Annotated in this window: 31 protein-coding genes; 25 read left to right on the plus strand and 6 right to left on the minus strand. The window is 59.6% G+C overall.

The annotated features are described in order from the left end of the window. The 10 genes from V7756_RS04515 to V7756_RS04560 all read left to right on the plus strand — a co-directional run. Window positions 1-421: hypothetical protein (locus V7756_RS04515; RefSeq protein ID WP_335608964.1), on the plus strand; the 421-nt coding region annotated here is incomplete at its 5' end. A gap of 2 nt (window positions 422-423) precedes the next feature. Further along, window positions 424-1,770, plus strand: a complete 1,347-nt coding sequence (locus tag V7756_RS04520; RefSeq protein WP_335608965.1) for a phage tail-collar fiber domain-containing protein — start codon at window positions 424-426, stop codon at window positions 1,768-1,770. A 9-nt stretch (window positions 1,771-1,779) separates the two neighbouring features. After that, window positions 1,780-2,064: a phage tail protein gene (locus tag V7756_RS04525; protein WP_335608966.1), complete on the plus strand. Its 285-nt coding sequence runs from the start codon at window positions 1,780-1,782 to the stop codon at window positions 2,062-2,064. Between the two features lie 156 nt (window positions 2,065-2,220). Beyond that, window positions 2,221-3,390: a phage tail sheath protein gene (locus V7756_RS04530; RefSeq protein WP_335608967.1), complete on the plus strand. Its 1,170-nt coding sequence runs from the start codon at window positions 2,221-2,223 to the stop codon at window positions 3,388-3,390. 55 nt (window positions 3,391-3,445) lie between these two features. Then, complete coding sequence (locus V7756_RS04535; protein WP_335608968.1) at window positions 3,446-3,961, plus strand: phage major tail tube protein; 516 nt, start codon at window positions 3,446-3,448, stop codon at window positions 3,959-3,961. A gap of 56 nt (window positions 3,962-4,017) precedes the next feature. Further along, window positions 4,018-4,350 carry a phage tail assembly protein gene (locus V7756_RS04540; RefSeq protein ID WP_335608969.1) on the plus strand — a complete coding sequence of 111 codons (333 nt, stop codon included), beginning with the start codon at window positions 4,018-4,020 and terminating at the stop codon, window positions 4,348-4,350. 26 nt (window positions 4,351-4,376) lie between these two features. Beyond that, a complete protein-coding gene (locus V7756_RS04545) occupies window positions 4,377-4,502 on the plus strand; it encodes a GpE family phage tail protein (protein ID WP_335608970.1) in 126 nt (41 codons plus the stop codon). After that, window positions 4,492-7,017, plus strand: coding sequence for a phage tail tape measure protein (locus V7756_RS04550; protein ID WP_335608971.1), 2,526 nt, complete (start codon window positions 4,492-4,494; stop codon window positions 7,015-7,017). Before V7756_RS04545 ends, V7756_RS04550 begins: the two co-directional genes overlap by 11 nt. Window positions 7,018-7,023: 6 nt before the next feature. Next, the gene (locus V7756_RS04555) at window positions 7,024-7,455 is read left to right on the plus strand and encodes a phage tail protein (protein WP_335608972.1); all 432 of its coding nucleotides are present in this window, start codon (window positions 7,024-7,026) and stop codon (window positions 7,453-7,455) included. Continuing rightward, on the plus strand, window positions 7,452-8,654 hold the full coding sequence (locus tag V7756_RS04560; protein WP_442908954.1) for a phage late control D family protein: 1,203 nt from the start codon (window positions 7,452-7,454) through the stop codon (window positions 8,652-8,654). The genes V7756_RS04555 and V7756_RS04560 overlap by 4 nt, the downstream gene beginning before the upstream one ends. On the opposite strand, the gene V7756_RS04565 is transcribed toward V7756_RS04560, so the two are convergent. Genes V7756_RS04565 through V7756_RS04590 form a run of 6 tightly spaced genes read right to left on the minus strand, consistent with a single transcriptional unit; the run spans window position 8,651 to window position 11,983 of the window. Continuing rightward, a complete protein-coding gene (locus tag V7756_RS04565; RefSeq protein ID WP_335608974.1) occupies window positions 8,651-9,061 on the minus strand; it encodes a hypothetical protein in 411 nt (136 codons plus the stop codon). The genes V7756_RS04560 and V7756_RS04565 overlap by 4 nt on opposite strands. Continuing rightward, on the minus strand, window positions 9,058-9,918 hold the full coding sequence (locus V7756_RS04570) for a DUF6731 family protein (protein WP_335608975.1): 861 nt from the start codon (window positions 9,916-9,918) through the stop codon (window positions 9,058-9,060). The genes V7756_RS04565 and V7756_RS04570 overlap by 4 nt, the downstream gene beginning before the upstream one ends. A 48-nt stretch (window positions 9,919-9,966) precedes the next feature. Next, a complete protein-coding gene (locus tag V7756_RS04575) occupies window positions 9,967-10,611 on the minus strand; it encodes a BRCT domain-containing protein (protein WP_335608976.1) in 645 nt (214 codons plus the stop codon). A gap of 30 nt (window positions 10,612-10,641) precedes the next feature. Beyond that, window positions 10,642-11,088, minus strand: coding sequence for a hypothetical protein (locus V7756_RS04580; protein ID WP_335608977.1), 447 nt, complete (start codon window positions 11,086-11,088; stop codon window positions 10,642-10,644). Between the two features lie 46 nt (window positions 11,089-11,134). Beyond that, window positions 11,135-11,473, minus strand: a complete 339-nt coding sequence (locus V7756_RS04585; protein ID WP_335608978.1) for a helix-turn-helix domain-containing protein — start codon at window positions 11,471-11,473, stop codon at window positions 11,135-11,137. Window positions 11,474-11,506: 33 nt separating this feature from the next. Continuing rightward, entirely contained in the window at window positions 11,507-11,983 is a 477-nt protein-coding gene (locus tag V7756_RS04590) for a helix-turn-helix domain-containing protein (RefSeq protein WP_335608979.1), read from the minus strand. A 26-nt stretch (window positions 11,984-12,009) separates the two neighbouring features. On the opposite strand from V7756_RS04590, the gene V7756_RS04595 reads away from it, so the two are divergent. The 15 genes from V7756_RS04595 (at window position 12,010) to V7756_RS04665 (ending at window position 19,512) form a co-directional block, all read left to right on the plus strand. Next, on the plus strand, window positions 12,010-12,327 hold the full coding sequence (locus V7756_RS04595; RefSeq protein WP_335608980.1) for a hypothetical protein: 318 nt from the start codon (window positions 12,010-12,012) through the stop codon (window positions 12,325-12,327). An 8-nt stretch (window positions 12,328-12,335) separates the two neighbouring features. Next, window positions 12,336-12,584, plus strand: a complete 249-nt coding sequence (locus V7756_RS04600) for a hypothetical protein (protein ID WP_335608981.1) — start codon at window positions 12,336-12,338, stop codon at window positions 12,582-12,584. A 12-nt stretch (window positions 12,585-12,596) separates the two neighbouring features. Next, a complete protein-coding gene (locus V7756_RS04605; protein WP_335608982.1) occupies window positions 12,597-12,812 on the plus strand; it encodes a hypothetical protein in 216 nt (71 codons plus the stop codon). Window positions 12,813-12,815: 3 nt separating this feature from the next. After that, window positions 12,816-13,004 carry a hypothetical protein gene (locus V7756_RS04610; RefSeq protein WP_335608983.1) on the plus strand — a complete coding sequence of 63 codons (189 nt, stop codon included), beginning with the start codon at window positions 12,816-12,818 and terminating at the stop codon, window positions 13,002-13,004. Continuing rightward, the gene (locus V7756_RS04615; RefSeq protein ID WP_335608984.1) at window positions 13,001-13,300 is read left to right on the plus strand and encodes an ogr/Delta-like zinc finger family protein; all 300 of its coding nucleotides are present in this window, start codon (window positions 13,001-13,003) and stop codon (window positions 13,298-13,300) included. Before V7756_RS04610 ends, V7756_RS04615 begins: the two co-directional genes overlap by 4 nt. After that, a complete protein-coding gene (locus V7756_RS04620; protein WP_335608985.1) occupies window positions 13,284-13,817 on the plus strand; it encodes a hypothetical protein in 534 nt (177 codons plus the stop codon). The genes V7756_RS04615 and V7756_RS04620 overlap by 17 nt, the downstream gene beginning before the upstream one ends. 17 nt (window positions 13,818-13,834) lie before the next feature. Further along, window positions 13,835-14,089: a hypothetical protein gene (locus V7756_RS04625; RefSeq protein WP_335608986.1), complete on the plus strand. Its 255-nt coding sequence runs from the start codon at window positions 13,835-13,837 to the stop codon at window positions 14,087-14,089. Beyond that, window positions 14,089-16,770, plus strand: a complete 2,682-nt coding sequence (locus V7756_RS04630; RefSeq protein ID WP_335608987.1) for a toprim domain-containing protein — start codon at window positions 14,089-14,091, stop codon at window positions 16,768-16,770. Before V7756_RS04625 ends, V7756_RS04630 begins: the two co-directional genes overlap by 1 nt. A gap of 41 nt (window positions 16,771-16,811) precedes the next feature. After that, window positions 16,812-17,255: a DUF7673 family protein gene (locus tag V7756_RS04635; RefSeq protein ID WP_335608988.1), complete on the plus strand. Its 444-nt coding sequence runs from the start codon at window positions 16,812-16,814 to the stop codon at window positions 17,253-17,255. Next, on the plus strand, window positions 17,248-17,478 hold the full coding sequence (locus tag V7756_RS04640; RefSeq protein WP_335608989.1) for a hypothetical protein: 231 nt from the start codon (window positions 17,248-17,250) through the stop codon (window positions 17,476-17,478). Before V7756_RS04635 ends, V7756_RS04640 begins: the two co-directional genes overlap by 8 nt. 61 nt (window positions 17,479-17,539) lie before the next feature. Continuing rightward, on the plus strand, window positions 17,540-17,998 hold the full coding sequence (locus V7756_RS04645; protein ID WP_335608990.1) for a DUF2528 family protein: 459 nt from the start codon (window positions 17,540-17,542) through the stop codon (window positions 17,996-17,998). A 16-nt stretch (window positions 17,999-18,014) separates the two neighbouring features. Then, window positions 18,015-18,509: a hypothetical protein gene (locus tag V7756_RS04650; protein WP_335608991.1), complete on the plus strand. Its 495-nt coding sequence runs from the start codon at window positions 18,015-18,017 to the stop codon at window positions 18,507-18,509. Beyond that, on the plus strand, window positions 18,506-18,637 hold the full coding sequence (locus V7756_RS04655; protein WP_335608992.1) for a hypothetical protein: 132 nt from the start codon (window positions 18,506-18,508) through the stop codon (window positions 18,635-18,637). The genes V7756_RS04650 and V7756_RS04655 overlap by 4 nt, the downstream gene beginning before the upstream one ends. Then, window positions 18,630-19,280 (plus strand): HNH endonuclease signature motif containing protein, encoded by a 651-nt coding sequence (locus V7756_RS04660; protein WP_335608993.1) that lies wholly within the window; start codon window positions 18,630-18,632, stop codon window positions 19,278-19,280. Before V7756_RS04655 ends, V7756_RS04660 begins: the two co-directional genes overlap by 8 nt. Further along, a complete protein-coding gene (locus tag V7756_RS04665; protein ID WP_335608994.1) occupies window positions 19,270-19,512 on the plus strand; it encodes a hypothetical protein in 243 nt (80 codons plus the stop codon). Before V7756_RS04660 ends, V7756_RS04665 begins: the two co-directional genes overlap by 11 nt. The last annotated feature ends 160 nt before the right edge of the window (window positions 19,513-19,672 follow it).

Consider the following 19,672-nt stretch of genomic DNA (forward strand, 5'->3'; position numbering starts at 1 on the left):
GCAGACCATGCCGGTCCTTTTGTTCAATCGTCTTAAAACTCGCACCCCTTCCTCTGGAGTGGCGGGCAATGCGGCAGCCTTTACCATTTTTACGCGGGCTGACACGGCAATTACCTATTACGTCGACTGGACAGCTGCAGGGTTTGGAGAGGTTGTGCCAGAGGTAGTCAATGCTGGGGCGATGCGCATGGAGCGTATTGTTCGATTGACGCTCCCTAGCCAGGTCAACACGTTCAACTTGGCTGATTTAGGCTTTCCCAGTCCCGCCGCAGCCACATTCCTTGTGTCTTTGCTCCAGAGCAATTTCGACATGAAGGGCTGCCGGGTGACTACTAACACCACATCGTTCACCGTAACGCTGGCAGATGGTTCTTTGTGGGGTAGCAGTGCCCGTGCGTACTTCGAAATAATCGGAGCATAGCCATGCCAACCTACAACTCTATTCACACCGCCTACGGTCTCCAGGCCATGGCGGCTGCCGAGGCGGCGGGCACGCCGATCAACCTGACCCACATGGCCGTGGGTGATGGTAATGGCAACTTTGTGGATCTGTTCGACACCATGACCGCCCTGGTGAATGAGCGCTTTCGCGCTGCAATCAACAGGGTCTACCAGGATCCGGAGCGCAACTCCAAATACACCGCCGAGCTGGTGATCCCTGTCAGCGTGGGCGGCTTTACGATCCGCGAGATGGGGCTGTTCGATGTGGACGGCCACCTTTTCGCCATCGGCAACGTTCCTGCGTCGGTGAAGCCGGCCGAGGGCGAGGGTGCCTTTGCCGATACCATCGTGCGCTTCGAGTTCCTGGTCACAAACGCCAGCGTGGTGACCCTGCAGGTGGACCCGAACGTCGCGGTGGCCACCCAGTCGTGGATCCTCAACAACGTCACCAGATCCACGTTGATACCTGGCGGCACGACAGGTCAGACACTACGCAAGTTATCGAATGCCGACGGCGATACTGAGTGGGCAGATCCGGACCAGGCCAATATCACCATCGACACAATCGAAGAGAAACAGGAGCTCGTCGACGGTCAAACCGTGGTCACGTTGGCCGTGTGCACCACACGCGGCCTGGCGTTGTATGTGGATGGCGATCGGATACCCAATGACGAATGGACGCCACATCCAACTGATCCCACCGAGTTCACCTTCAACACCGCTATCGTCGGCACCCATGAGCTGATCTGCGCACAGAACGAACCCACCGGCAGCGCCCCGGCGCCGCTGGAGCGCAGCAAGAACTTGGGTGACGTGGAAAGCAAGTCAGCTTCACGCAACAACCTGGACGTGTTCAGCCGCGCTGAAGCACGGCAGATGGCACCCTCTGGCCTTGTCGCGCACTTCGCCCGCAGCAGTGCGCCCACGGGCTGGCTCAAGGCCAACGGCGCCGCTGTGGGGCGTGTGGCCTATGCGGATCTGTTCGCAGCCATCGGCACCACCTTCGGCGCCGGCGACGGTTTCAACACCTTCAATCTGCCGGATCTGCGCGGCGAGTTTGTTCGTGGTTGGGATGATGGGCGCGGTGTAGATGCCGGGCGTTTGCTGGGCAGCTGGCAAAACGCAGCCAGCCCACCCATCCCGACCGCGGGTTGGGATAGCGTACCTGGCGGACTGGGAACAGCAACGCAGGGCACTCTCATCACCGGCTCGGGCACGCGCGAAATTAGCGAGATTCTGGAAAGCGTGCGGCAGGGCACCGGTTCTCGTGAAATTACCGGTATTAACCATCCCCGCAACCGCGCGTTGCTCGCCTGCATCAAGTACTGAGAGGCCCACATGCTCATCTACAACTACGACCACGCCGGCCTGCTCACCGGCAGCGCCCTGGCAGACGAGAGCCCGCTCGAACCAGGCGTGTACCTGCTGCCGGCACGCTGCACCACCGAGCCGCCGCCCACCGGCTGGCCAGAGGACAAATGGCCGCGCTGGAATGGCGCCGCATGGTCTCTGGCAAACAAGCCAGAACAGTCAGCCGAGCCCACCGCAGTAGAAAAGCTCGCCGCCTTCCTCGCAGCCAACCCGGACGTAGCCGAGCTGGTCGAGCCGCCCGCCCCGGTGTAGCATCAAACCGCTGGGTCGAATCAGCCCCCCGTTTCGGCGGGGTGTCAGCCTTTCACCCTGTAAGCCCCCACGCTACAAGCCCTGCCGCTACAACTCCCCGCGCAAGCGCGACAGCATGACCCCTGACAGCAACTATCGCCCTGCAGGGAGCCAACCATGCCCGATTCATATCACCACGGCGTGCGCGTCATCGAGATCAACGAGGGCACGCGCCCGATCCGCACTATTGCCACCGCAGTGATCGGCATGGTGTGCACCGCATCCGATGCAGACGCCACCGCATTTCCGCTTAACACCCCGGTACTGATTACCGACCCGCTCAGCGCCATCGCCAATGCCGGCACCGAGGGCACGCTCGCTGCCTGCCTGGATGCCATCGCAGACCAGGCCAGCCCCTTTGTGGTCGTCGTGCGGGTAGAGCAGGGCGCAGACGAGGCAGAGACCACCACCAACGTCATCGGCACCGTAGCCGCCGGCCAGTACACCGGCCTCAAGGCGTTGCTCGCAGCCAAGGCGCGTTTGGGCGTTACGCCGCGCATCATCGGCGCCCCCGGGCTCGATACCGAGGCTGTGACGGCTGAGATGGTCACCATCGCCCAGCAGCTGCGCGCGTTTGTGTACGCCAGCTGCTGGAACTGTGCAGACAAAGAAGCCGCCGTGGCCTACCGCGACAGCTTCGCCGCGCGTGAGCTCATGCTCATCTGGCCCGAGTTCCTGAGCTGGGACACTGCAACCAGCACCGAGGCAATGGCCTATGCCACCGCCCGCGCTCTGGGGCTGCGCGCAAAGATCGATCAGCAGACCGGCTGGCACAAGACCCTCAGTAACGTAGCCGTCAACGGCGTGACCGGTATCGACAAAGACGTGTTCTTTGATCTGCAAAGCAGCAGCACCGATGCCGGCTACCTGAATGAAAACGACATCACCACCCTGGTACAGCAGAACGGCTTCCGCTTCTGGGGCTCGCGCACCTGCTCAGATGATCCCCTGTTCGCGTTCGAGAGCTACACCCGCACCGCCCAGGTAATCGCCGACACCATCGCCGAGGCGCACATGTGGGCCGTAGACAAGCCCATGCACCCCAGCCTGGTGAAAGACATCATCGAGGGCATCAACGCCAAATTCCGCCAATGGAAGGCCCTGGGCTACCTCATCGATGGCAGCTGCTGGTATGACCCAGCCGTGAATACCGTCGAGAGCCTCAAGTCAGGCCGTCTGCTGCTCGATTACGACTACACCCCAGTGCCCCCGCTGGAAGATCTCACCCTGCGTCAGCGCATTACCGATCGCTACCTGCTCGACTTCGCAGCGCGTATTAACGCCTGACCCGAAAGCCCCGGCCGCAACCGGGGCACTGGCCTAATTCACGGAGAGCACAGCCATGGCACTGCCCCGCAAACTCAAGAACATGAACGTATTTAACGACGGCATCAGCTACGCCGGCGTTGCCAAAACCGTCACGCCGCCCCCGCTCAGCCGCAAGATGGAAGGCTATCGCGCCGGCGGTATGAACGGCCCGGTCAAGGTCGACCACGGCCTGTCAGACGATGGCATCCAGTTTGAATGGACCACCGGCGGCATGGACCTGCAGGTCTATCGCCAATGGGGCATGACCACCGCAGACGGCGTACAGCTGCGCTTTGCCGGCGCCTACCAGCGCGACGACACCGGCGAAGTCTCAGCGGTCGAGATCGTCGTGCGCGGCCGCCATGAAGAGATCAACCCCGGCGACGCCTCACCAGGTGAAGACACCGAAGAGACCATCACCACCACCTGTACCTATTACAAGCTGACCGTAGACGGTGAAGTCCTTGTCGAGATCGACATCATCAACATGATCGAGATCGTCGACGGCACCGATCGCCTGGCCGAGCAGCGTGCTGCCATCGGCCTGTAAACCCACTGCCCGGTCAGCCGGGCAGTGATTCCCGTAGTGCAAAGGAGAGAACACCCATGGCAACTGAACAAAGCGAAGCGGCATCGGCGCCCCAAGCCAAGCCCGCAGGCGAAGACAACCCCAACAGCGTCACCCTTGAGACGCCCCTCAAGCGCGGCGAGCAACTGATCAAGAAAGTAACCCTGCGCAAACCTGGCACCGGTGAGCTGCGCGGCGTTCACCTGGCTGAACTGATTCAGCTCGACGTGGGCAGCCTCTGCCGTGTGATCCCGCGTATCTCTGACCCAACGCTAACCGAGCAGGAGGTCGCCAAGCTGGATCCCGCAGACACTATCCAGCTGGGAATGGTGGTGGTCGGTTTTTTGTCACCGAAAGCAGCAACGGAGTAGCGCTACCGCGCAGGGTAGAGGAAGCGATGGCAGACCTTGCCGTCGTCTTCCACTGGGCACCGGAAGAAATGGTGCACTTCACCCTGGCGGAGCTAATGGAGTGGCGAGAGTTGGCGCGCAAACGGACAGGAGCAGATAAACATGGCGGGTGACCTCAAGCTCCGTGTCGTGCTGGACACAATCGACAAACTCAGCAAGCCCTTCAAGCGGATGAATGATCGCAGCAAAGGGCTTGCCGACCAGCTGAAGCAAACCCGTGACCAGCTGAAGCAGCTCCAGAGCAGCCAAAAGGACGTTCAGAGCTTCCGCACCCTAAAGACTGCATCAGGTCAAACCGCCGACGCCCTGAAGCAGCAGCAAGACAAGGTCCGCGACCTGGCGCGTCAGCTGGGCAGCACCGAAACCGCCTCCAAAAAATTACGTGACGAGTTCAACAAGGCCAAGCGTCGCGCCGGCGAGCTGAAGGATAAACACGGCCAGCAACAAACCGCACTCCAGCAGCTGCGCAACAAAATGGGTGAGGCCGGTATCAGCACCCATAACCTGGGCGAAGACGAGCGCCGCCTAAAAAACCAGATCAACGAAGCCAACACCTCAATCAGCGCGCAAGGCGATCGCCTCAAGCGGCTGACGCAGCAACACCGCGCCCACCACACAGCGGTAGGCAAGTTGCGTAGCTCACAGCAACTGGCCGGCAATATGTCTGGCGTGGGCGTGCGGGGCATGGCGCTGGGCGCTGCCAGCTTCTACGGTGCGAGTCGAGTGCTTATGCCAGGGCTGGACTACGGCGCGCAGATGAGCGAGCTGCAATCGGTCGCACGGCTTGCCAAGGATGACCCCCGGTTTCAGATGCTCAAAGACCAGGCGCGCGGCCTCGGCGGATCCACAGCATTCAGCGCGAGCGAAGTGGGGGCGGGGCAAACCTTCCTGGCGCGCGCTGGTTTCTCCCCTGAGGCTATCCGGGCGTCGATGTCAGACGTGCTCAACTTGGCATTGGCCAACAACACCGATCTGGCCCGCACCGCTGATATCACCTCCAACATCAGCAGCGCGTTCAAGATAGACGCAGAGGTGGGCGGCAATATAACCCGCGTAGCCGACGTACTCTCCGGTACCGCCTCGCGCGCCAACGTCGATCTGGAAATGCTCGGCGACACCATGAAGTATCTGGGTGGCAAATCCGACCTCGGTTTTACGCTCGAGCAAGCTGCAACCATGGCCGGCTTGTTGGGCAATATCGGTATTCAGGGTAGCCAAGCAGGTACCACCACCAGGGGGTTGATAAACCGGCTTACTGCGCCGGCCAAGGCGGGCGCAGAGGCTATGGAGTCTCTGGGGCTGAAGGTCGCTGATGCAAAAGGCAACATGCGCGACCTGCCCTCGATCCTCCGCGATATCAACAACGCCACCCGCAACATGGGTAACGTCGATCGGCAAGCCGTTCTCACGGATATCTTCGGCGTAGAGGCTGGATCAGGTAGCGCAGAGCTCGTCAGCCAGATGGCCGATGGCGGCCTTGATCGCCTGCTTGAGCAGCTGCAAAACGTACAGGGTGAAAGCGCCCGCATGGCATCCACAATGGCCGACAACGCCAGTGGCGACCTCAAGGGCCTGCGCAGTGCGTGGGAAGAGATCGGTATCAGCATCACCGACACCAACGACGGCCCCTTGCGTGAGCTGATCCAGAACCTCACAGCAGTGCTGCGCGATGTAGGCCAATGGATCAAAGAGAACCCCAAACTGGTTGGCCATCTGGCGATGGCCGCAGCCGTCATCGCGGGGGTGGTCGCCGTGGGCGGCACGCTGCTGGTAATGCTCTCGTCCATCATCGGGCCGCTTGCCCTGCTGCGCTATGGGCTGACGCTGTTCGGTGTTGCTGCGGGAGCTTCCCTAGCGCCAGTGCTACTGGTAATCGGCGCTATAGGCCTGCTCGCGACCGCAGCCTTCATGCTTTACAAAAATTGGGATGGCGTTGTGGGTGGCCTCAAAGCTATCTGGCAAAACCTCACTGATGCGGCTAAGGCGGTCTGGGGCGAAATCACCAGTGCTTTTGACGGCGGCATTCTCGGCGTAGCCAGGTTGATAGCAGATTGGTCGCCGCTGGGCCTGTTCTATCGCGTGTTTGCCGGCGTATTGAACTGGTTTGGCGTTGAGCTACCAAGCACGTTCACAGGGTTTGGCAAGATGCTCATCGACGGCCTGATCAGCGGCATAACCAGCGCCCTGGGCAAGGTCAAATCGGTTATCAGCAGCGCCGGCAGCCAGATGATTGGCTGGTTCAAAGACAAACTCGGCATTCACTCGCCCAGCCGCGTCTTTGCCGGCTTGGGTGATGACACCATGGCCGGCCTGCGCGTTGGCCTCGAGCGGAGCCAGCGCGGGCCGCTCGCCGCTGTGATTGATGCCGGAAAGGCTATTGCAAGAACAGGCGCTCTCGCCCTCGGCGTCGGTGGGGCAGGGCAGGCCATTGCGCTCGACAATCGCCCACCAATCAGTAACACCGCTCAGGCGTCTATCGTTGTGCAGGGCGACACCAACCACTATCAAATCACCGTACCCCCAGGTACCGACCTGCAGCAGATGGAGCAGATGTTCAATCGCCTGTTCGATCAGCGCGAACGCAACAAGGCCGCGCGGGTCCGCAGCAGCCTTTTCGATCTGGAGTAATTGCACATGATGATGGCCCTGGGGCTGTTTGTATTCAGCCTGCACACCGCCGCCTACCAGGACTTTCAACGCCAAACCAACTGGCGTCACCCCAGCAGCTCGCGGGTAGGCGCAGCGCCCGCGCGCCAGTTCGTAGGCAAAGGGGAAGACACCATCACCCTGAGCGGGCTGTTGGTGCCCGAGCTCGCCGGCAGCAGGCTATCGCTTGATGCTCTGCGGCTCATGGCAGATACCGGCAAGGCCTGGCCGTTGGTAGAGGGCACGGGCCGCATCTATGGCCTCTGGATCATCGAGAGCATGAGCCAGACCCACACGCTGTTTTTCCGCGATGGGGCCCCGCGCCGCATCGAGTTCAGCCTCACGCTGCAGCGCGTTGACGACAGCCAGATCGAGCTGCTCGGCGACATTCTCAGCACCGTGGGCGACATCCTCAGATGATCCAGCTACCCACACGCCAACCAAGCCCGGCATTTCGCATGGCGGTCGACGGGCAAGACATCACGCCCAAGATTAACAACCGGCTCATCAGCCTCACGCTCACAGACAACCGCGGGCTCGAGGCCGACCAGCTCGACATCACCCTGTCAGACCATGACGGCCTGCTAAGCATTCCACCACGGCGCGCGCTGGTCGATCTCTGGCTGGGCTGGAGCGATACCGGCCTGGTGTACAAAGGCAGCTACACCGTAGACGAGGTAGAACACAGCGGCACGCCAGACGTGCTCAGCATCCGCGCCCGCAGCGCAGATCTGCGTGCCGGTCTCACCCGTAAGCGTGAGCGCAGCTGGCACCAGGTGGATCTGGCCGACATCATCAACACGGTGGCCACTGCTTACAGCCTGAGCCCGGTCATCGATATCGTGCTCGGCGGTATTCTGGTACCGCACTTGGACCAAACAGACGAATCTGACGCCAACCTGCTCACCCGCGTAGCCCAGGAGCACGACGCCATCGCCAGCGTAAAGGCTGGCCACCTGCTGCTGATGCCCATCGGCGGGAGTAAGACCGCCAGCGGTATCAACCTGCCGCACATCAGCTACACGCGGCTCGATGGCGATGGCCACCGCTGGCTGGCAGCAGATCGCAACACCTATACCGGCGTGCGGGCCTACTACTACAACCCCAACAGCGCAGAGCGGTTAGAAGCCATCATCGGCACGGATGACAACATCAAAACCCTGCGCCACGTCTACACCGATCAGCAAAGCGCCCTGCAGGCCGTACGTAGCGAATGGCGCCGCCTGCAGCGTGGCACCTCAACGCTCAGCTATAACCTGGCACGCGGCCGCGCGGACCTCATACCGGAAATGACCTACAGCCTCAGCGGCATAAAGCCGGAGATTTCAGAGGTGGTCTGGCTCTGTAGCAAGGTCACTCACAACCTCACAGACTCGGGCTATACCGTCGCCCTCGAGCTTGAAAACCAGCTCGCTGAAGATGACGACCTGGCCGCCCTGGTAGAAACGCAATACACCGGTGTAGTGGCCTGGTACCGCGGCAAAGACGGCACCCAGGAGAAAGTCACAGAAGGGGATCAGGCCAGCCCACTGCGCCTTACTCACTTGTATGCGAGTAAGGCGAGTGCGGAGAGGGCGGTTAAGCGGGAGTTTGGAAGACTTGATATCGCTCCGCGCTAGTGATGCCGGAATATCTGGAGCATCGTGTGCGTCACACGTACAAATGAAAAGAGAGCTCCTACGGCCAACGGAACCCATAGCACTGAAAACCAACTTTGTTCTTGGTTGCCAAAAAAACCTATCACGTTAAAAATACCAAACGATAGGTTTAACCAGATCGCCTCTGCAATATAAGACGCGAGAATTTTCATATATCCGGTTTCGCGCAGCTTATCTATGATCGCTGAGCTCATGCTCATTAAAATAGCTTTGCTTGTAGCCAAAAAACCGACAAATATCCCTGAAACGCCAAGAGTCGCAGACAACAATGAGTCCTTGGCGGGGAAGGTCACTTCTAAATAAACCCAAAAATACGCAGCTAAACCCATAAAAATATAAGGGTAAAACCGCTCAAATAGGAGTTTCATTTTAGGAGTTTTTTCCAGCCATTTCTGGCGCGATCTAACCCTTTCCAGCGTTCGGCAAGAGGCAACCGAAGATCCGCACCAGGTCGGATATCGTCAAACTGTATGTAAAGACGTTGCTTGAGCAAATCCAGGACCTCCACCGCGTCATCTACGTCATTTTTTCCAGAGACCTTTAAACTCTTTACTGCTGCGGGGTTGCGGCTGGCCAAATCTTTTAAAGCGGTTAGCTTGGCGGCCACTGTACCCCGCAGGCCATTTCGCTTGTCGCCCCCAGCAGCTAGCTCTATCGTTACCATCCCAGCCTCGCAATCTCGCCCTAAAGCGACAGCGTCCGACAGCGCCACTCCACGCTTAATATCTTCTGCATCCATTTCAGTAACATCTATCTTAAAAGAAAGTTTCTTTTTAATAGCCTTTTTGAGCAGCCTGCGTTCTGTGTCAGTGTCAAACTTAGGGCAGAAAGTATAGACATTATTGCTTCTTTCTTCATACTCACTTAAATAGCGCTCAATGGTGCCGCCTCTTACCCCCGCATGATTATATTGAACAAGCATATACCCAGTATGCGGGTCATACATTGCGGCGGTTTCTTCACCAAAGCTTTCACCCTTCGCAAAAGCGAATCCCTCAACCTGTGCTTTCCGTCTGGCCTTTCCGGGCCCTTGCGTTGCCCTGAACTTGACAAAATCCAAGTACCAGAGTCCTCCATTATATTCTATAGAGTCTACTCTAACTTCAGATTGGCTAATCAAGCGCATCCGCTTTTCTAGGTCTTGTTCGGCATCGATCGCTTTAAGGACATCATTAAGGTCATCGCTACCGTCATTCTTTTCGACTTTGAACGCATGGATTTTCATCTTTTTCCTTGGCAGATATTGAATTGTCTTTTTGTAATGAGCGATTCGCTACGGCAGCACAGCCGTTTGCCAGTGATTTTCCCCAATAATCGCTATTGGCACCCCAGCCTCCCTCAACTCCACCGCCTTCATGATCTTCAGTCCGTAACTGCTGTGTCGCCACTGCTCGTTGCCTACGCTACCAATCACCAGGTAATGCACTTTCTTGCTCACACCGCTGGCGATTTCGCCGCCCCGGTCCAGCACGATCTGCTGGCATTCTTTGCGGGGCCCAAGGGCCATAACGCCGGTAAATACAAAAGAGCGGGCAGCGCAGATGACTTCTGGCGCCGGGTCGCACAGCGGCAGGTCATTGGGTGCGGTAAAGGTGTGCTCAGTAGGTAACGGCTTGGCTATGCTCAGCCCCGCAAAGCTGTGCAGCATGCCCAGCAGCTCGCTGGCCTCGTCACTGTCAAACACACCGTCCGCCAGCATCAGGTTTAAGCGTCGGTACAGCAGGTTCACCACGGGGTCATCCAAGTGCGCCAGATTGGCTTCCAGCCAGCTGTGCAGAAACCTGGCTTCGGAGTGGTTCACTGTGCCATCGGCCACAATGCCGGCGGCCAGGCCAACCAGGGCATCAGCTGAGCGCCGGTCCATGCGGGTCTGGTTGAAAAACCGACTGTTGGCAAACTCGTTGTGTAGGTCCGTCATCTTTCCTCTCCTTGGAATGTAGTAGCGCTGCTACCGTAGGGCCGGGATTGCCCAGTACATAGAGGCAAGCTGCTGCAGCTCGCCTTCCTTGATCATGAGTCTGTCCCAGGGCGCGGTTTGCACTTCTGAACGCTCAAACTGAATTTTTAAAAATTGAACTCCATCCTGTGCCCACGCGATGAAGAACTGATCTATCTCCGGGTAGCGTTCCAACAGCACTGGCATCAGCTGTTTGGTCGTCAGCAAGTGGTAGTCGCGGGTGACATTGCTGGTTTCAAAGAGGACGGCAAGGTACTTGGTACCGGCGACCGTATAAGCTTCAGCTGGAGCCTCGAGTGCGATTACTTCGACTACTTCACTCAGCGTTTTGGCTTTTGCGAGCTTCTCTTCACGACTTTCGCTGGGTGAGCACGCGCTCAGACCGAAAACGATCGCGACTACCAGGGCGGCCCAAGCTGCACTTTTCCTTCTAACCATGTCGTCAACGTCCTTATTGTCTTGGTCTCGGCCAGCGCATTCATGGCTAGGTCGAAGCCAGCGCAGATATAGCCCGCCGCGCTGTCGCTTGGTCCGTCTCGTCCAAGCTGCGGTAGTGCTCCAGCAGCTTCTGTTCATCGGCGGCAAGCGGCGCGTACCGCTGGCCGGTAACAATGTAGTGCGCGTCCAACCCGCCGCAGACGGCAAGCTTGGCCAACAAGCCGTAGGTTTGCTGGCGTTGGCTGCTGCCTTCAACCGCCTCGATCGCGGCGCGCTTGTAGCCGATCAGTTCTGCCAATTGTTCGCGCTTGAGGCCTAGCCGCTCACGCTCTTCAACAATCAGCTCGCCATAACGGCGGGCCGTGGGCTGTGACATTTGTCTCATAAACTACCCCTTTTCGTTCTCAATGGGTACAGCTTAGGCTGGCTTTTTGATATCGGCGACACTTGCAGCTAGCTCTTCGAGGCGCTGCTCAAGGCGTCGCATCCGTTCTTTCTCTTGAGCAGCGCTGAGTATTTCTCGCTGAGCATCATCTTCGAGGCTGCGGAACAGGGATAAAAGCGCCTGCTCCTGAGGTGACAAAGGCGCAGGGTGGTAATGCGCGCGGTCCTCTCGTGCCATCGCGTCACTTCCACTTAGCAACCATTCCAAGGAAACACCCTTGTCTCGCGCTACTTGTACGCAAAGTGCGTACGGTATGGAGTCGCGACTTTCCCAGCTGCTGACCGCCTGCGGGCTCACGCCTAGAGCCTTTGCCATGGCTGATTTCTTCTTTGTTTCCGTCAGCTCCATCAGTCTGCTGATGACATCTGCGATAGATTCTTTCCGCATATCGCGAATTTTCCGTTTGACATCCGCATTGTGCGGATTTAGATTTACACGCAATGCGTACATATTAACCAAGCGAGAACAGCCTAGCCATGAACGCAACCTCAAATCTGATCGAAGATCTACGCAATGAACTGGTTGCTGTGCTAGGCGAATCGCCCACCCCAGAGCAAACCCTGCTCATTGATCGTGCCGATGCAGCTATCCGCTCGATGCCAATCAACTCCGTCTCGATCAGCGCTACCGCTTTCGAGCTCGGCGAGTTTTTCGCTCTCCCGGGCGGGCTCAGCCAGGCGCTGTCCGATGAAGCCGTCAACTCCGCCATTCTCAACCGTGCCCTGCAGGCGTTTATCGATGATGCAGGCCAGCTGGGGCATTTCTTCTTCCACGACATAGGTGCCTCCTCATGAGCGCCGCAATGAATAAGCTTCAAATCCAGGCTCGCTTGGTCGAACGCGGTAGCAGCTTCCGCAAGTTCGCCATCGCCAAGGGCTACATACCCCGCACCGTCACTCAGGTAGTGGCGCGCTGGGCCGGCCAAGACGGTTTGCCGCGTGGTCGCCTTTCCTTCCAGATCCTCCGCGACCTTTCCCGCGAGATAGAGCGCGAAGTGCTGCCGGGCATCCTGGCAGCTGAAGAATCAACCGCATCCGAAGCTGAGCAGTAGGGACACACCGCCATGTATGCCGACCCCAAGCGAATCAAGAAGCACCGCGCCACGTTGAACCTGGACGATTACGAGCTGGCCCTGATCGAGGCCCTGGTTGCGTATACCGGGCTGGACCGCGCCACCGTGCTGCGCCAGCTGGCCATGGCCGAAGCGCGTGATCTGCTGTTGGCAGAACCAATGCTGCACCAGACAGGCGCGGCAAACGAGTTCCTTTTGAGTAACTGAAAAATGCCTCAGGCCTTGTTTGAGTACGACGACACAGAACGCAGCCTGCTGGAGCGCATCCGCATCCAGCAAGGCTTGCAGGACTGTGATCAGGCCGCCGAGTGGCTGATCAAGGCGCGCCTGCGCAGAGCTGCCCTGCGGCTCACCGGCCGCGGCCGCGCCCTGTACCCCGTAGGGAGAAACGAGCAGTGAGTGTTTACAACCAGGTTTGCCCCGCCTGCCGGTCGCGTTTGCGCATCCGCACCTCAGAGGGGCAAACCCCGTGCTTTCGCTCGGTGTACTACGAGTGCACCAGCCTGGTGTGCGGTGCCAAGTTCGCCGGCTCGCAAACCATCGATTACCAGCTCAGCCCCTCCGGGCTGGATAAGCCCCTGCTGCAGTTGCCCCTGGCGCCGCACATGGAGCGCATGCGGGCCCTGCGGTTTTCGCAGCCTGCAACCGACCAACAAGACCTGTTTGAGGAATCGGCACATGAACACAGCGCGTAACGACCACCAGCAGACCCTGCAGACCGCCGCCGTGGCCTTCATCCAGCGCCATCAGGCAGAGCACCTGGGCGATGATCAGCGCCTGTTCAGCCGCGCCGTGGCGCATCTGGTGGCCAGCCTCAACGCCACCCAGGCAGAGGCAGAGAACGCCGTCGGCCGCGCCCAGTGCAAGCCGGCTGAGCTGCCACAGGCAAGCGACATCGAGCAGGCCGCCCGCCGCTTCATGGCAAACATGGCCCCGGGGCAGTCTGCCCAGGTGCGCTGCTTTACCACCGCGCAATACCTTGCCGGCCGGTTTGACCTCACCCAAGCCCAGGCAGAAGACGCCGCCGCCCAGGCCTACGCGCATCAGATCCACTACGGCAACCTGTACCTGGATGCCTCCCGCAGCACCGGCGAGCTGGCCATGCTGCGCGATGCCGGCAGCAATATGGTGTACGCCGTGCCGGTGGCCAGCATCGTGGCGCTCATCATCCAGCACAGCCGGCAACGCCGCCTGTTGCACCTGGTGCACTGAGCAAAGGGGCAGCGGCCATGACGATTCGTATAGAGCTCGAGCTCACAGACAAACAGGCAGCAGCGCTGCTTGATTCCCTGCGCCAGAACTACCGCATCCGCCTGCAGGATGAGTTCTGGAAGGATCGTTACCACCTCATCCCCCACGACCTGCGCCACGGCAGCATTCTGGCGCATTGCCCAGATCTGGCAGCCAACAAGAAATTGCTCGGCGCACTGCACCTGCAGATGGCCAAGAGCGAACCCCAAGCCCCCGCCGACCGAGCGAATTGATGCAACACGATATTTTTAAAGAGGTCCGCCAGCGGATCGCGGCCGACTACGGCCTGCAGAACGTAAAGGGCAAGTGGTTGCGCGGCGGTGAGTGCCCCAAGTGCCATAAAAAAGAGCTATACACCCACGCCGATGAACCCTGGGTTCTGCGCTGCGGCCGGCTGAATAACTGCGGTGAAGAGCTGCACGTTAAAGAGATCTACGACGACATTTTCAACGACTGGTCCAAGCGCTACGAGCGCACCGAGCAAGACCCGATCGCCGCCGCCCGGGCCTATCTCATGTACGCCCGCGGCTTTGATCCGGAGCTCGTCAAAGGCTGGTACACCCAAGAGAGCTACCACGACACCCAGCTCGGCATTGGCTCGGCAACAGTGCGCTTTGCGCTGCCCGGCGGTGGCTACTGGGAGCGCCTGATAGACCAGCCCCACCGCTTCGGCAAAAAGAAGGCACGCTTCAACTTCAATTCCAAGTACCAGGGGCAGTGGTGGTGCCCGCCCAACGTGGATCTGCTGCAGGCCAAAGAGGTGTGGATTGTCGAGGGCATCTTTGATGCGATCGCCCTGGTGCATAAGGGCATCGCCGCTGTATCCATCATGAGCTGCAACAACTACCCGGCAGACGCATTGGCCAAGCTGGCCGCCGATTGCAAAGCCAATAACTGCCGCCAGCCAAAACTGCTATGGGCGCTTGATGGTGATAGCGCCGGCCGTCGTTACACCCGCAAATGGGCAGAGCAAGCGGATAAGGAAGACTGGACGTGCAAAGCGGCGCAGATCCCGCAGCGCGGTGTCAAGCGCGATTGGAATGACCTGTTCCAGCTTAAAAAGCTCGAACCGGAGCACATCAAAGAGTACCGCTACCAGGGCGACCTGCTGCTGGCCAAAACGGCCGCAGAGAAAGGCCTGCTCATGTACACATGGGAAGAGACGCACGAGTTTCACTTCGCGTTCAACAGCCGGCTGTACTGGTTCCGGCTCGATATGGGCAAGTACAACAAAGCGATGGAAGAGCTGCAGAATTCAGAAGAGCCCAACGCCCGGGCCCTCAACAGCGAGCAGCTGCGTGAAGAGGCTTTAAAACAGTCGGGCGGCGTGGTGCAGATCGCCAACTGTTACCCGCAGGCCCTGTACTTCCAGCGCAACGAGGTAACCGACGAATCCTGGTACTACTTCCGGATCGACTTCCCGCACGACGGCGGCAGCGTTAAAAACACTTTTACCGGTGGCCAGCTGTCGGCCTCCAGCGAGTTCACTAAGCGCCTGCTGGGCGTCGCCGCCGGCGCCATGTTCACCGGTACCGGCCAGCAGCTGGTGCGCATCATGCAGTCCCAGCTCTACAACATCAAAACCGTGCAAACCATGGATTACATCGGCTACAGCAAAGAGCACCAGGTGTATTTGCTGGGCGACCTGGCCGTAAAGAATGGCCAGCTCTACAAAGCCAACGATGAAGACTTTTTCGAGTTCGGCAAGCTGCGCCTCAAAACCCTGCTCAAAACCATCCCCATGGACATCAACGTCAGCGATGCGGGCTACAAACAAGAGTGGCTCGCCCATCTCTGGACCTGCTTTGGCCCTAAGGGCATCATCGCGCTGGCGTTCTGGACCGGCTCGCTCTTTGCCGAGCAGATCCGCGGCAAATACAAATCCTTCCCCTTCCTGGAAGCCACCGGCGAGGCCGGCGCGGGCAAGTCCACCCTGTTACAGTTTCTCTGGAAGCTGTTCGGCCGCGACTATGAAGGCTTCGACCCCAGCAAATCATCGGTGGCCGGCCGCTCGCGTTTGATGGGGCAGGTCTCCGGCATGCCCGTGGTGCTGATCGAGGGCGACCGCAACGACCCAGACCGCGCCCACGCCAAAACCTTCGACTGGGACGAGCTCAAAGACTTCTACGGCGGCGGCACCCTGCGTACCCGGGGCGTAAAGACTGCCGGCAATGAAACCTACGAGCCGCCGTTTCGCGCCACCATCGTTATCAGCCAGAACGCCAGCGTCTCGGCGTCCGAGGCCATTCTCACGCGCATCATCAAACTGCACTTTGTGCGGCCAATGGCTACAGACGCCAGCCGCGCCGCGGCCGACGCGCTCAACATGCTGCAGACAGAAGACGTCAGCCATTACCTGATCAAGGCGCTCAAGGCCGAGAACAAGGTGCTGGAGACCTTCGGCGCCCGGGTCCCCGAGTACGAGCGCGAGCTGCGCGCCATGCGCGAGATCCGCGTTGAGCGCATCGCCAAGAACCACGCCCAGCTGCTGGCCCTGGTCGACTGCCTGGCGCACGTGGTGCACCTCACCGACGCCCAACGCATAGAGGTAGAGCTCACCCTCAAGCGCATGGCGGTAGAGCGGCAAGAGGCGATCAACGCCGACAACAGCCAGGTGGCGGAATTCTGGGAGGCCTACGAGTACCTCGAATCGCTCAGCGACGAGCCCAAGGTTAACCATTCGGCAGACCCCACACTCATCGCCATCAACCTCAACGAGTTCGCCCAGCTGGCCGCCAACCACCGCCAGCAGATCCCCGAACTCAAGGATCTGCGCAAGCTGCTCAAAGACAGCCGAACACACAAATACATCGACACCCGCACCGTGCACAGCGCCATCCGCACTGCCGCACCCCGCGATGCATTCGCCCCGGTTAAACCCAGCAGCCTCAAATGCTGGGTATTCAAGAAGTAGGCGCGGCAACGCCTGCTAATACCACCAAAGGAGAGAACCCCATGGCAGCACAAACGAAGTTGAATCACCCGGTAGGGAAAGACCAAGGCCCAGCAGATCTGGCCGAGGCGCAGCGCTCTGCGGCCCTGCGGCCGCGGCATACAGCAGCGGCCGCGCTGGCCGGCATCATCCAGGAGCAACAAACCAAGCGAGAGCAAGCCCACCGCGAAGGCCTGCCGGCGCTGTCGCGCCTGGTCACCGTCGCCCTGCGTAACAGCGGCCAATCGCGCATCTGCGGCCGCTTCCTGCTGGGCCTCTACAACGGCGAGGCCTTTCCCTTCAACCTGGTCAGCCTGCGCGGCCTGGACGACGAGCTGCACCAGGACTGCCTGCGCGTGCTCACGCTGGACGCCAGCCCGGTTAAAGAGGTGCACGAATACATCCACGGCGGCCAGCAGGTCTGGAACCAGCTCGCTCACTTGTGGGGGGATCGCACACATGGCTGAAGCACAGAGCATTCACCCCGCAGCCAAGGCCAACCCGTTCTACGCCGGCAGCTACGACGGCAAGCCTTATTTCAGTCTGGCAGCGGAGGATCGCCTCCGCTGTGTGTGCACTTTCGACGCAGAACAATGCCGCACGGCGCTGGCCCTGCCAGATCTGCAAAAGGGTGTTGTCGTTGCATTGAATCGTCGCCTGGGCCTGCTCAAACGCACCGGCCAGGCATAAAGAGGTGGCGCCAGGGGGCGGCAACCCCCCAGCGCCTGCTACCACCAAAGGAGAGAACCCCATGCAACAGCATGAAGATCAAGGCAGCAGCGCGGTAGAGAGTACCAGCGCGAGCTGTATCAAGCGATACAAGGTTAGCGAGACGTTCGGTGAGTTCGAGGTAAGGCTTGAGGTCGACCACAACATTCTGACGCCGGCGCGCGCCAAAGAGATTAACGAGTTTTGGGGGAGCCCAGAAGATCGCATCGCCGCCGAAAAAGGCGACGAGGTCAAAGCCGTCATCCGCCTGGCAGGTTCCCGCGCTGCCGCCATGATTCTCTGCGACGGCTGGGGCGGTGCTAGTTTCGGTACCGGCAAGCCTGAGGCGGGCGAAATCTGGTCAAAGCAGTTCCGCGCCCAGGAAGGCTGGGGCGGCGAAGAAGACACCCCCTTTGGCTGGTGCGGGATCCGCATCATTGGCGCCGATGTTGAAATGCCCGGCTTTGACGAGTTTGAGCTCAGGGAGGTGGCCAATGCATAAGCCAACCATCACTGACTTGAGCATCGACGAACCTCGCCCAGAGTGGGCCATTGGTCACGCCCATGGTGAATACGTTATGGGTGCTCATCTGCCAACCCGCGATGGCAGGCGTTTTGGCAACGCGCACATCATCGCGGCTGACCGAGCCAAATGGGATGAAGCCAAAACCGTCTATACCTGCCTGACTGATGCTGGTCGGGAGATGCGGCTCACTGCACACGAACTGGCGGAAGGGTTTTATCCGCCGCAGTGGATATCTGATGTCGACGAGGTAAAGCGGAAATTCAGCCTATGTGTGGATCTGGCAGCCATCGAAAAAGCCAAACAGCAACTGACAGGTTTTCTGCATGCCGGCAGCGGATACGACCTGTTCTCCCTGGCAAGTGAAATGGCGCTAACCCAAGGAGAGTGGGAGGTGATCAAGGCCGACTGTTCCTGGATTCCTGAGAGCATGGTTCAGAAGCTGGATGACTTGTTTGCCAGCTTGGCAGATCCGGAGGTGGCCCCATGATGCTCATCCACCTACTGCTGTACCTCGGCTTTCTCTGGGCGGTATGGACCCTGCCGTACTGGCGGTTTCTCACTGCTCTGTTGCTACTGGTCGCCTTGTTGGAAATACAGGGGGTGTGCAATGCCTAAACGCACACCACGCACCTGGACCGAGCGCGAGAAACAGCTGCTCACCCAGCGCTACGAGCACATCCCGGCCAAGGCGATCGCCATGGTGCTGGGCCGTCCGGTAGAGCATATCTACCAGATGGCGCAGCGCCTGGGGTTGGTCAAGTCTGAGCAGTTCCTCACCGGTGAGCTGTCTGGCCGTCTCACTGGAACCGAGGGCAAGGCCACCCGCTTTGTTAAAGGCCAGAAGCCCTGGAACCACGGCATGAAGGGTTTTCAGGCAGGCGGCCGCGCGCCGCAAACCCAGTTCAAAAAGGGCAACCGCCCGCACACCTGGACGCCGATCGGCACCGAGCGCATCACCCGCGATGGCTACCTGGAGCGCAAGATCTCTGATACCGGTTGTACGCGCCGTGATTACCAGGCAGCGCACCGCCTTTTGTGGATCGAGCACCACGGCCCCATCCCCGATGGCCACGTCGTCGTCTTCAAAGACGCGCTGCCCAAGCACGAGAACATCACCATCAATCGGCTTGAGCTCATCACCCGCGGCGAGCTGGCCAGCCGCAACACCATCCACCGGTACCCGCCGGAGGTGAAACAGCTTATCCGTCTGCAGCGCAAGCTGGAGCGCAAGGTAAAGGAGCGTTCAGATGAAGAATAAAATGCAAGACCTCAGAAACCACCTGTTCGCCCAACTGGAAAACCTGTCCGATCCACAGACCAAGGTCGACCTCGAGCGCGTGAAGGCCATGACCGAGATCAGCAAGGTGCTAGTCGATTCCGCGAAGGTCGAGGTCGGCTTTCTCAATGCTATGGGCAGCAAGCACTCAACCGGCTTTATCGAATCCAGGCCGGCTCTGCCAGAACCGGGCAAGGGAGGCGCGGCCAGATGAACACAGCTATCGGAGTAATAGTCCTGACTTTGCTGGTCGGTCTCAGTGTCTTGTGTCTGCTCGCCAGCATCATCGTCATCTGGGCAATGATCAGAGGCTGCGCCGACGCCTCCGACCATGCCGAGTCCTGCATCCCCACCGAGCCAAAAGCCTTTCCAGC

The sequence above is a fragment of the Halopseudomonas sp. genome (genome assembly GCF_036961105.1).
Taxonomy (GTDB): Bacteria; Pseudomonadota; Gammaproteobacteria; order Pseudomonadales; family Pseudomonadaceae; genus Halopseudomonas.

Bases quoted from the DNA above. Each gene is read 5' to 3' on its own strand.
- V7756_RS04520 (WP_335608965.1), top strand. From the start codon at position 424: ATGCCAACCTACAACTCTATTCACACCGCCTACGGTCTCCAGGCCATG.
- V7756_RS04525 (WP_335608966.1), top strand. From the start codon at position 1,780: ATGCTCATCTACAACTACGACCACGCCGGCCTGCTCACCGGCAGCGCC.
- V7756_RS04530 (WP_335608967.1), top strand. From the start codon at position 2,221: ATGCCCGATTCATATCACCACGGCGTGCGCGTCATCGAGATCAACGAG.
- V7756_RS04535 (WP_335608968.1), top strand. From the start codon at position 3,446: ATGGCACTGCCCCGCAAACTCAAGAACATGAACGTATTTAACGACGGC.
- V7756_RS04540 (WP_335608969.1), top strand. From the start codon at position 4,018: ATGGCAACTGAACAAAGCGAAGCGGCATCGGCGCCCCAAGCCAAGCCC.
- V7756_RS04545 (WP_335608970.1), top strand. From the start codon at position 4,377: ATGGCAGACCTTGCCGTCGTCTTCCACTGGGCACCGGAAGAAATGGTG.
- V7756_RS04550 (WP_335608971.1), top strand. From the start codon at position 4,492: ATGGCGGGTGACCTCAAGCTCCGTGTCGTGCTGGACACAATCGACAAA.
- V7756_RS04555 (WP_335608972.1), top strand. From the start codon at position 7,024: ATGATGATGGCCCTGGGGCTGTTTGTATTCAGCCTGCACACCGCCGCC.
- V7756_RS04560 (WP_442908954.1), top strand. From the start codon at position 7,452: ATGATCCAGCTACCCACACGCCAACCAAGCCCGGCATTTCGCATGGCG.
- V7756_RS04565 (WP_335608974.1), bottom strand. From the start codon at position 9,061: ATGAAACTCCTATTTGAGCGGTTTTACCCTTATATTTTTATGGGTTTA.
- V7756_RS04570 (WP_335608975.1), bottom strand. From the start codon at position 9,918: ATGAAAATCCATGCGTTCAAAGTCGAAAAGAATGACGGTAGCGATGAC.
- V7756_RS04575 (WP_335608976.1), bottom strand. From the start codon at position 10,611: ATGACGGACCTACACAACGAGTTTGCCAACAGTCGGTTTTTCAACCAG.
- V7756_RS04580 (WP_335608977.1), bottom strand. From the start codon at position 11,088: ATGGTTAGAAGGAAAAGTGCAGCTTGGGCCGCCCTGGTAGTCGCGATC.
- V7756_RS04585 (WP_335608978.1), bottom strand. From the start codon at position 11,473: ATGAGACAAATGTCACAGCCCACGGCCCGCCGTTATGGCGAGCTGATT.
- V7756_RS04590 (WP_335608979.1), bottom strand. From the start codon at position 11,983: ATGTACGCATTGCGTGTAAATCTAAATCCGCACAATGCGGATGTCAAA.
- V7756_RS04595 (WP_335608980.1), top strand. From the start codon at position 12,010: ATGAACGCAACCTCAAATCTGATCGAAGATCTACGCAATGAACTGGTT.
- V7756_RS04600 (WP_335608981.1), top strand. From the start codon at position 12,336: ATGAATAAGCTTCAAATCCAGGCTCGCTTGGTCGAACGCGGTAGCAGC.
- V7756_RS04605 (WP_335608982.1), top strand. From the start codon at position 12,597: ATGTATGCCGACCCCAAGCGAATCAAGAAGCACCGCGCCACGTTGAAC.
- V7756_RS04610 (WP_335608983.1), top strand. From the start codon at position 12,816: ATGCCTCAGGCCTTGTTTGAGTACGACGACACAGAACGCAGCCTGCTG.
- V7756_RS04620 (WP_335608985.1), top strand. From the start codon at position 13,284: ATGAACACAGCGCGTAACGACCACCAGCAGACCCTGCAGACCGCCGCC.
- V7756_RS04625 (WP_335608986.1), top strand. From the start codon at position 13,835: ATGACGATTCGTATAGAGCTCGAGCTCACAGACAAACAGGCAGCAGCG.
- V7756_RS04630 (WP_335608987.1), top strand. From the start codon at position 14,089: ATGCAACACGATATTTTTAAAGAGGTCCGCCAGCGGATCGCGGCCGAC.
- V7756_RS04635 (WP_335608988.1), top strand. From the start codon at position 16,812: ATGGCAGCACAAACGAAGTTGAATCACCCGGTAGGGAAAGACCAAGGC.
- V7756_RS04640 (WP_335608989.1), top strand. From the start codon at position 17,248: ATGGCTGAAGCACAGAGCATTCACCCCGCAGCCAAGGCCAACCCGTTC.
- V7756_RS04645 (WP_335608990.1), top strand. From the start codon at position 17,540: ATGCAACAGCATGAAGATCAAGGCAGCAGCGCGGTAGAGAGTACCAGC.
- V7756_RS04655 (WP_335608992.1), top strand. From the start codon at position 18,506: ATGATGCTCATCCACCTACTGCTGTACCTCGGCTTTCTCTGGGCGGTA.
- V7756_RS04660 (WP_335608993.1), top strand. From the start codon at position 18,630: ATGCCTAAACGCACACCACGCACCTGGACCGAGCGCGAGAAACAGCTG.
- V7756_RS04665 (WP_335608994.1), top strand. From the start codon at position 19,270: ATGAAGAATAAAATGCAAGACCTCAGAAACCACCTGTTCGCCCAACTG.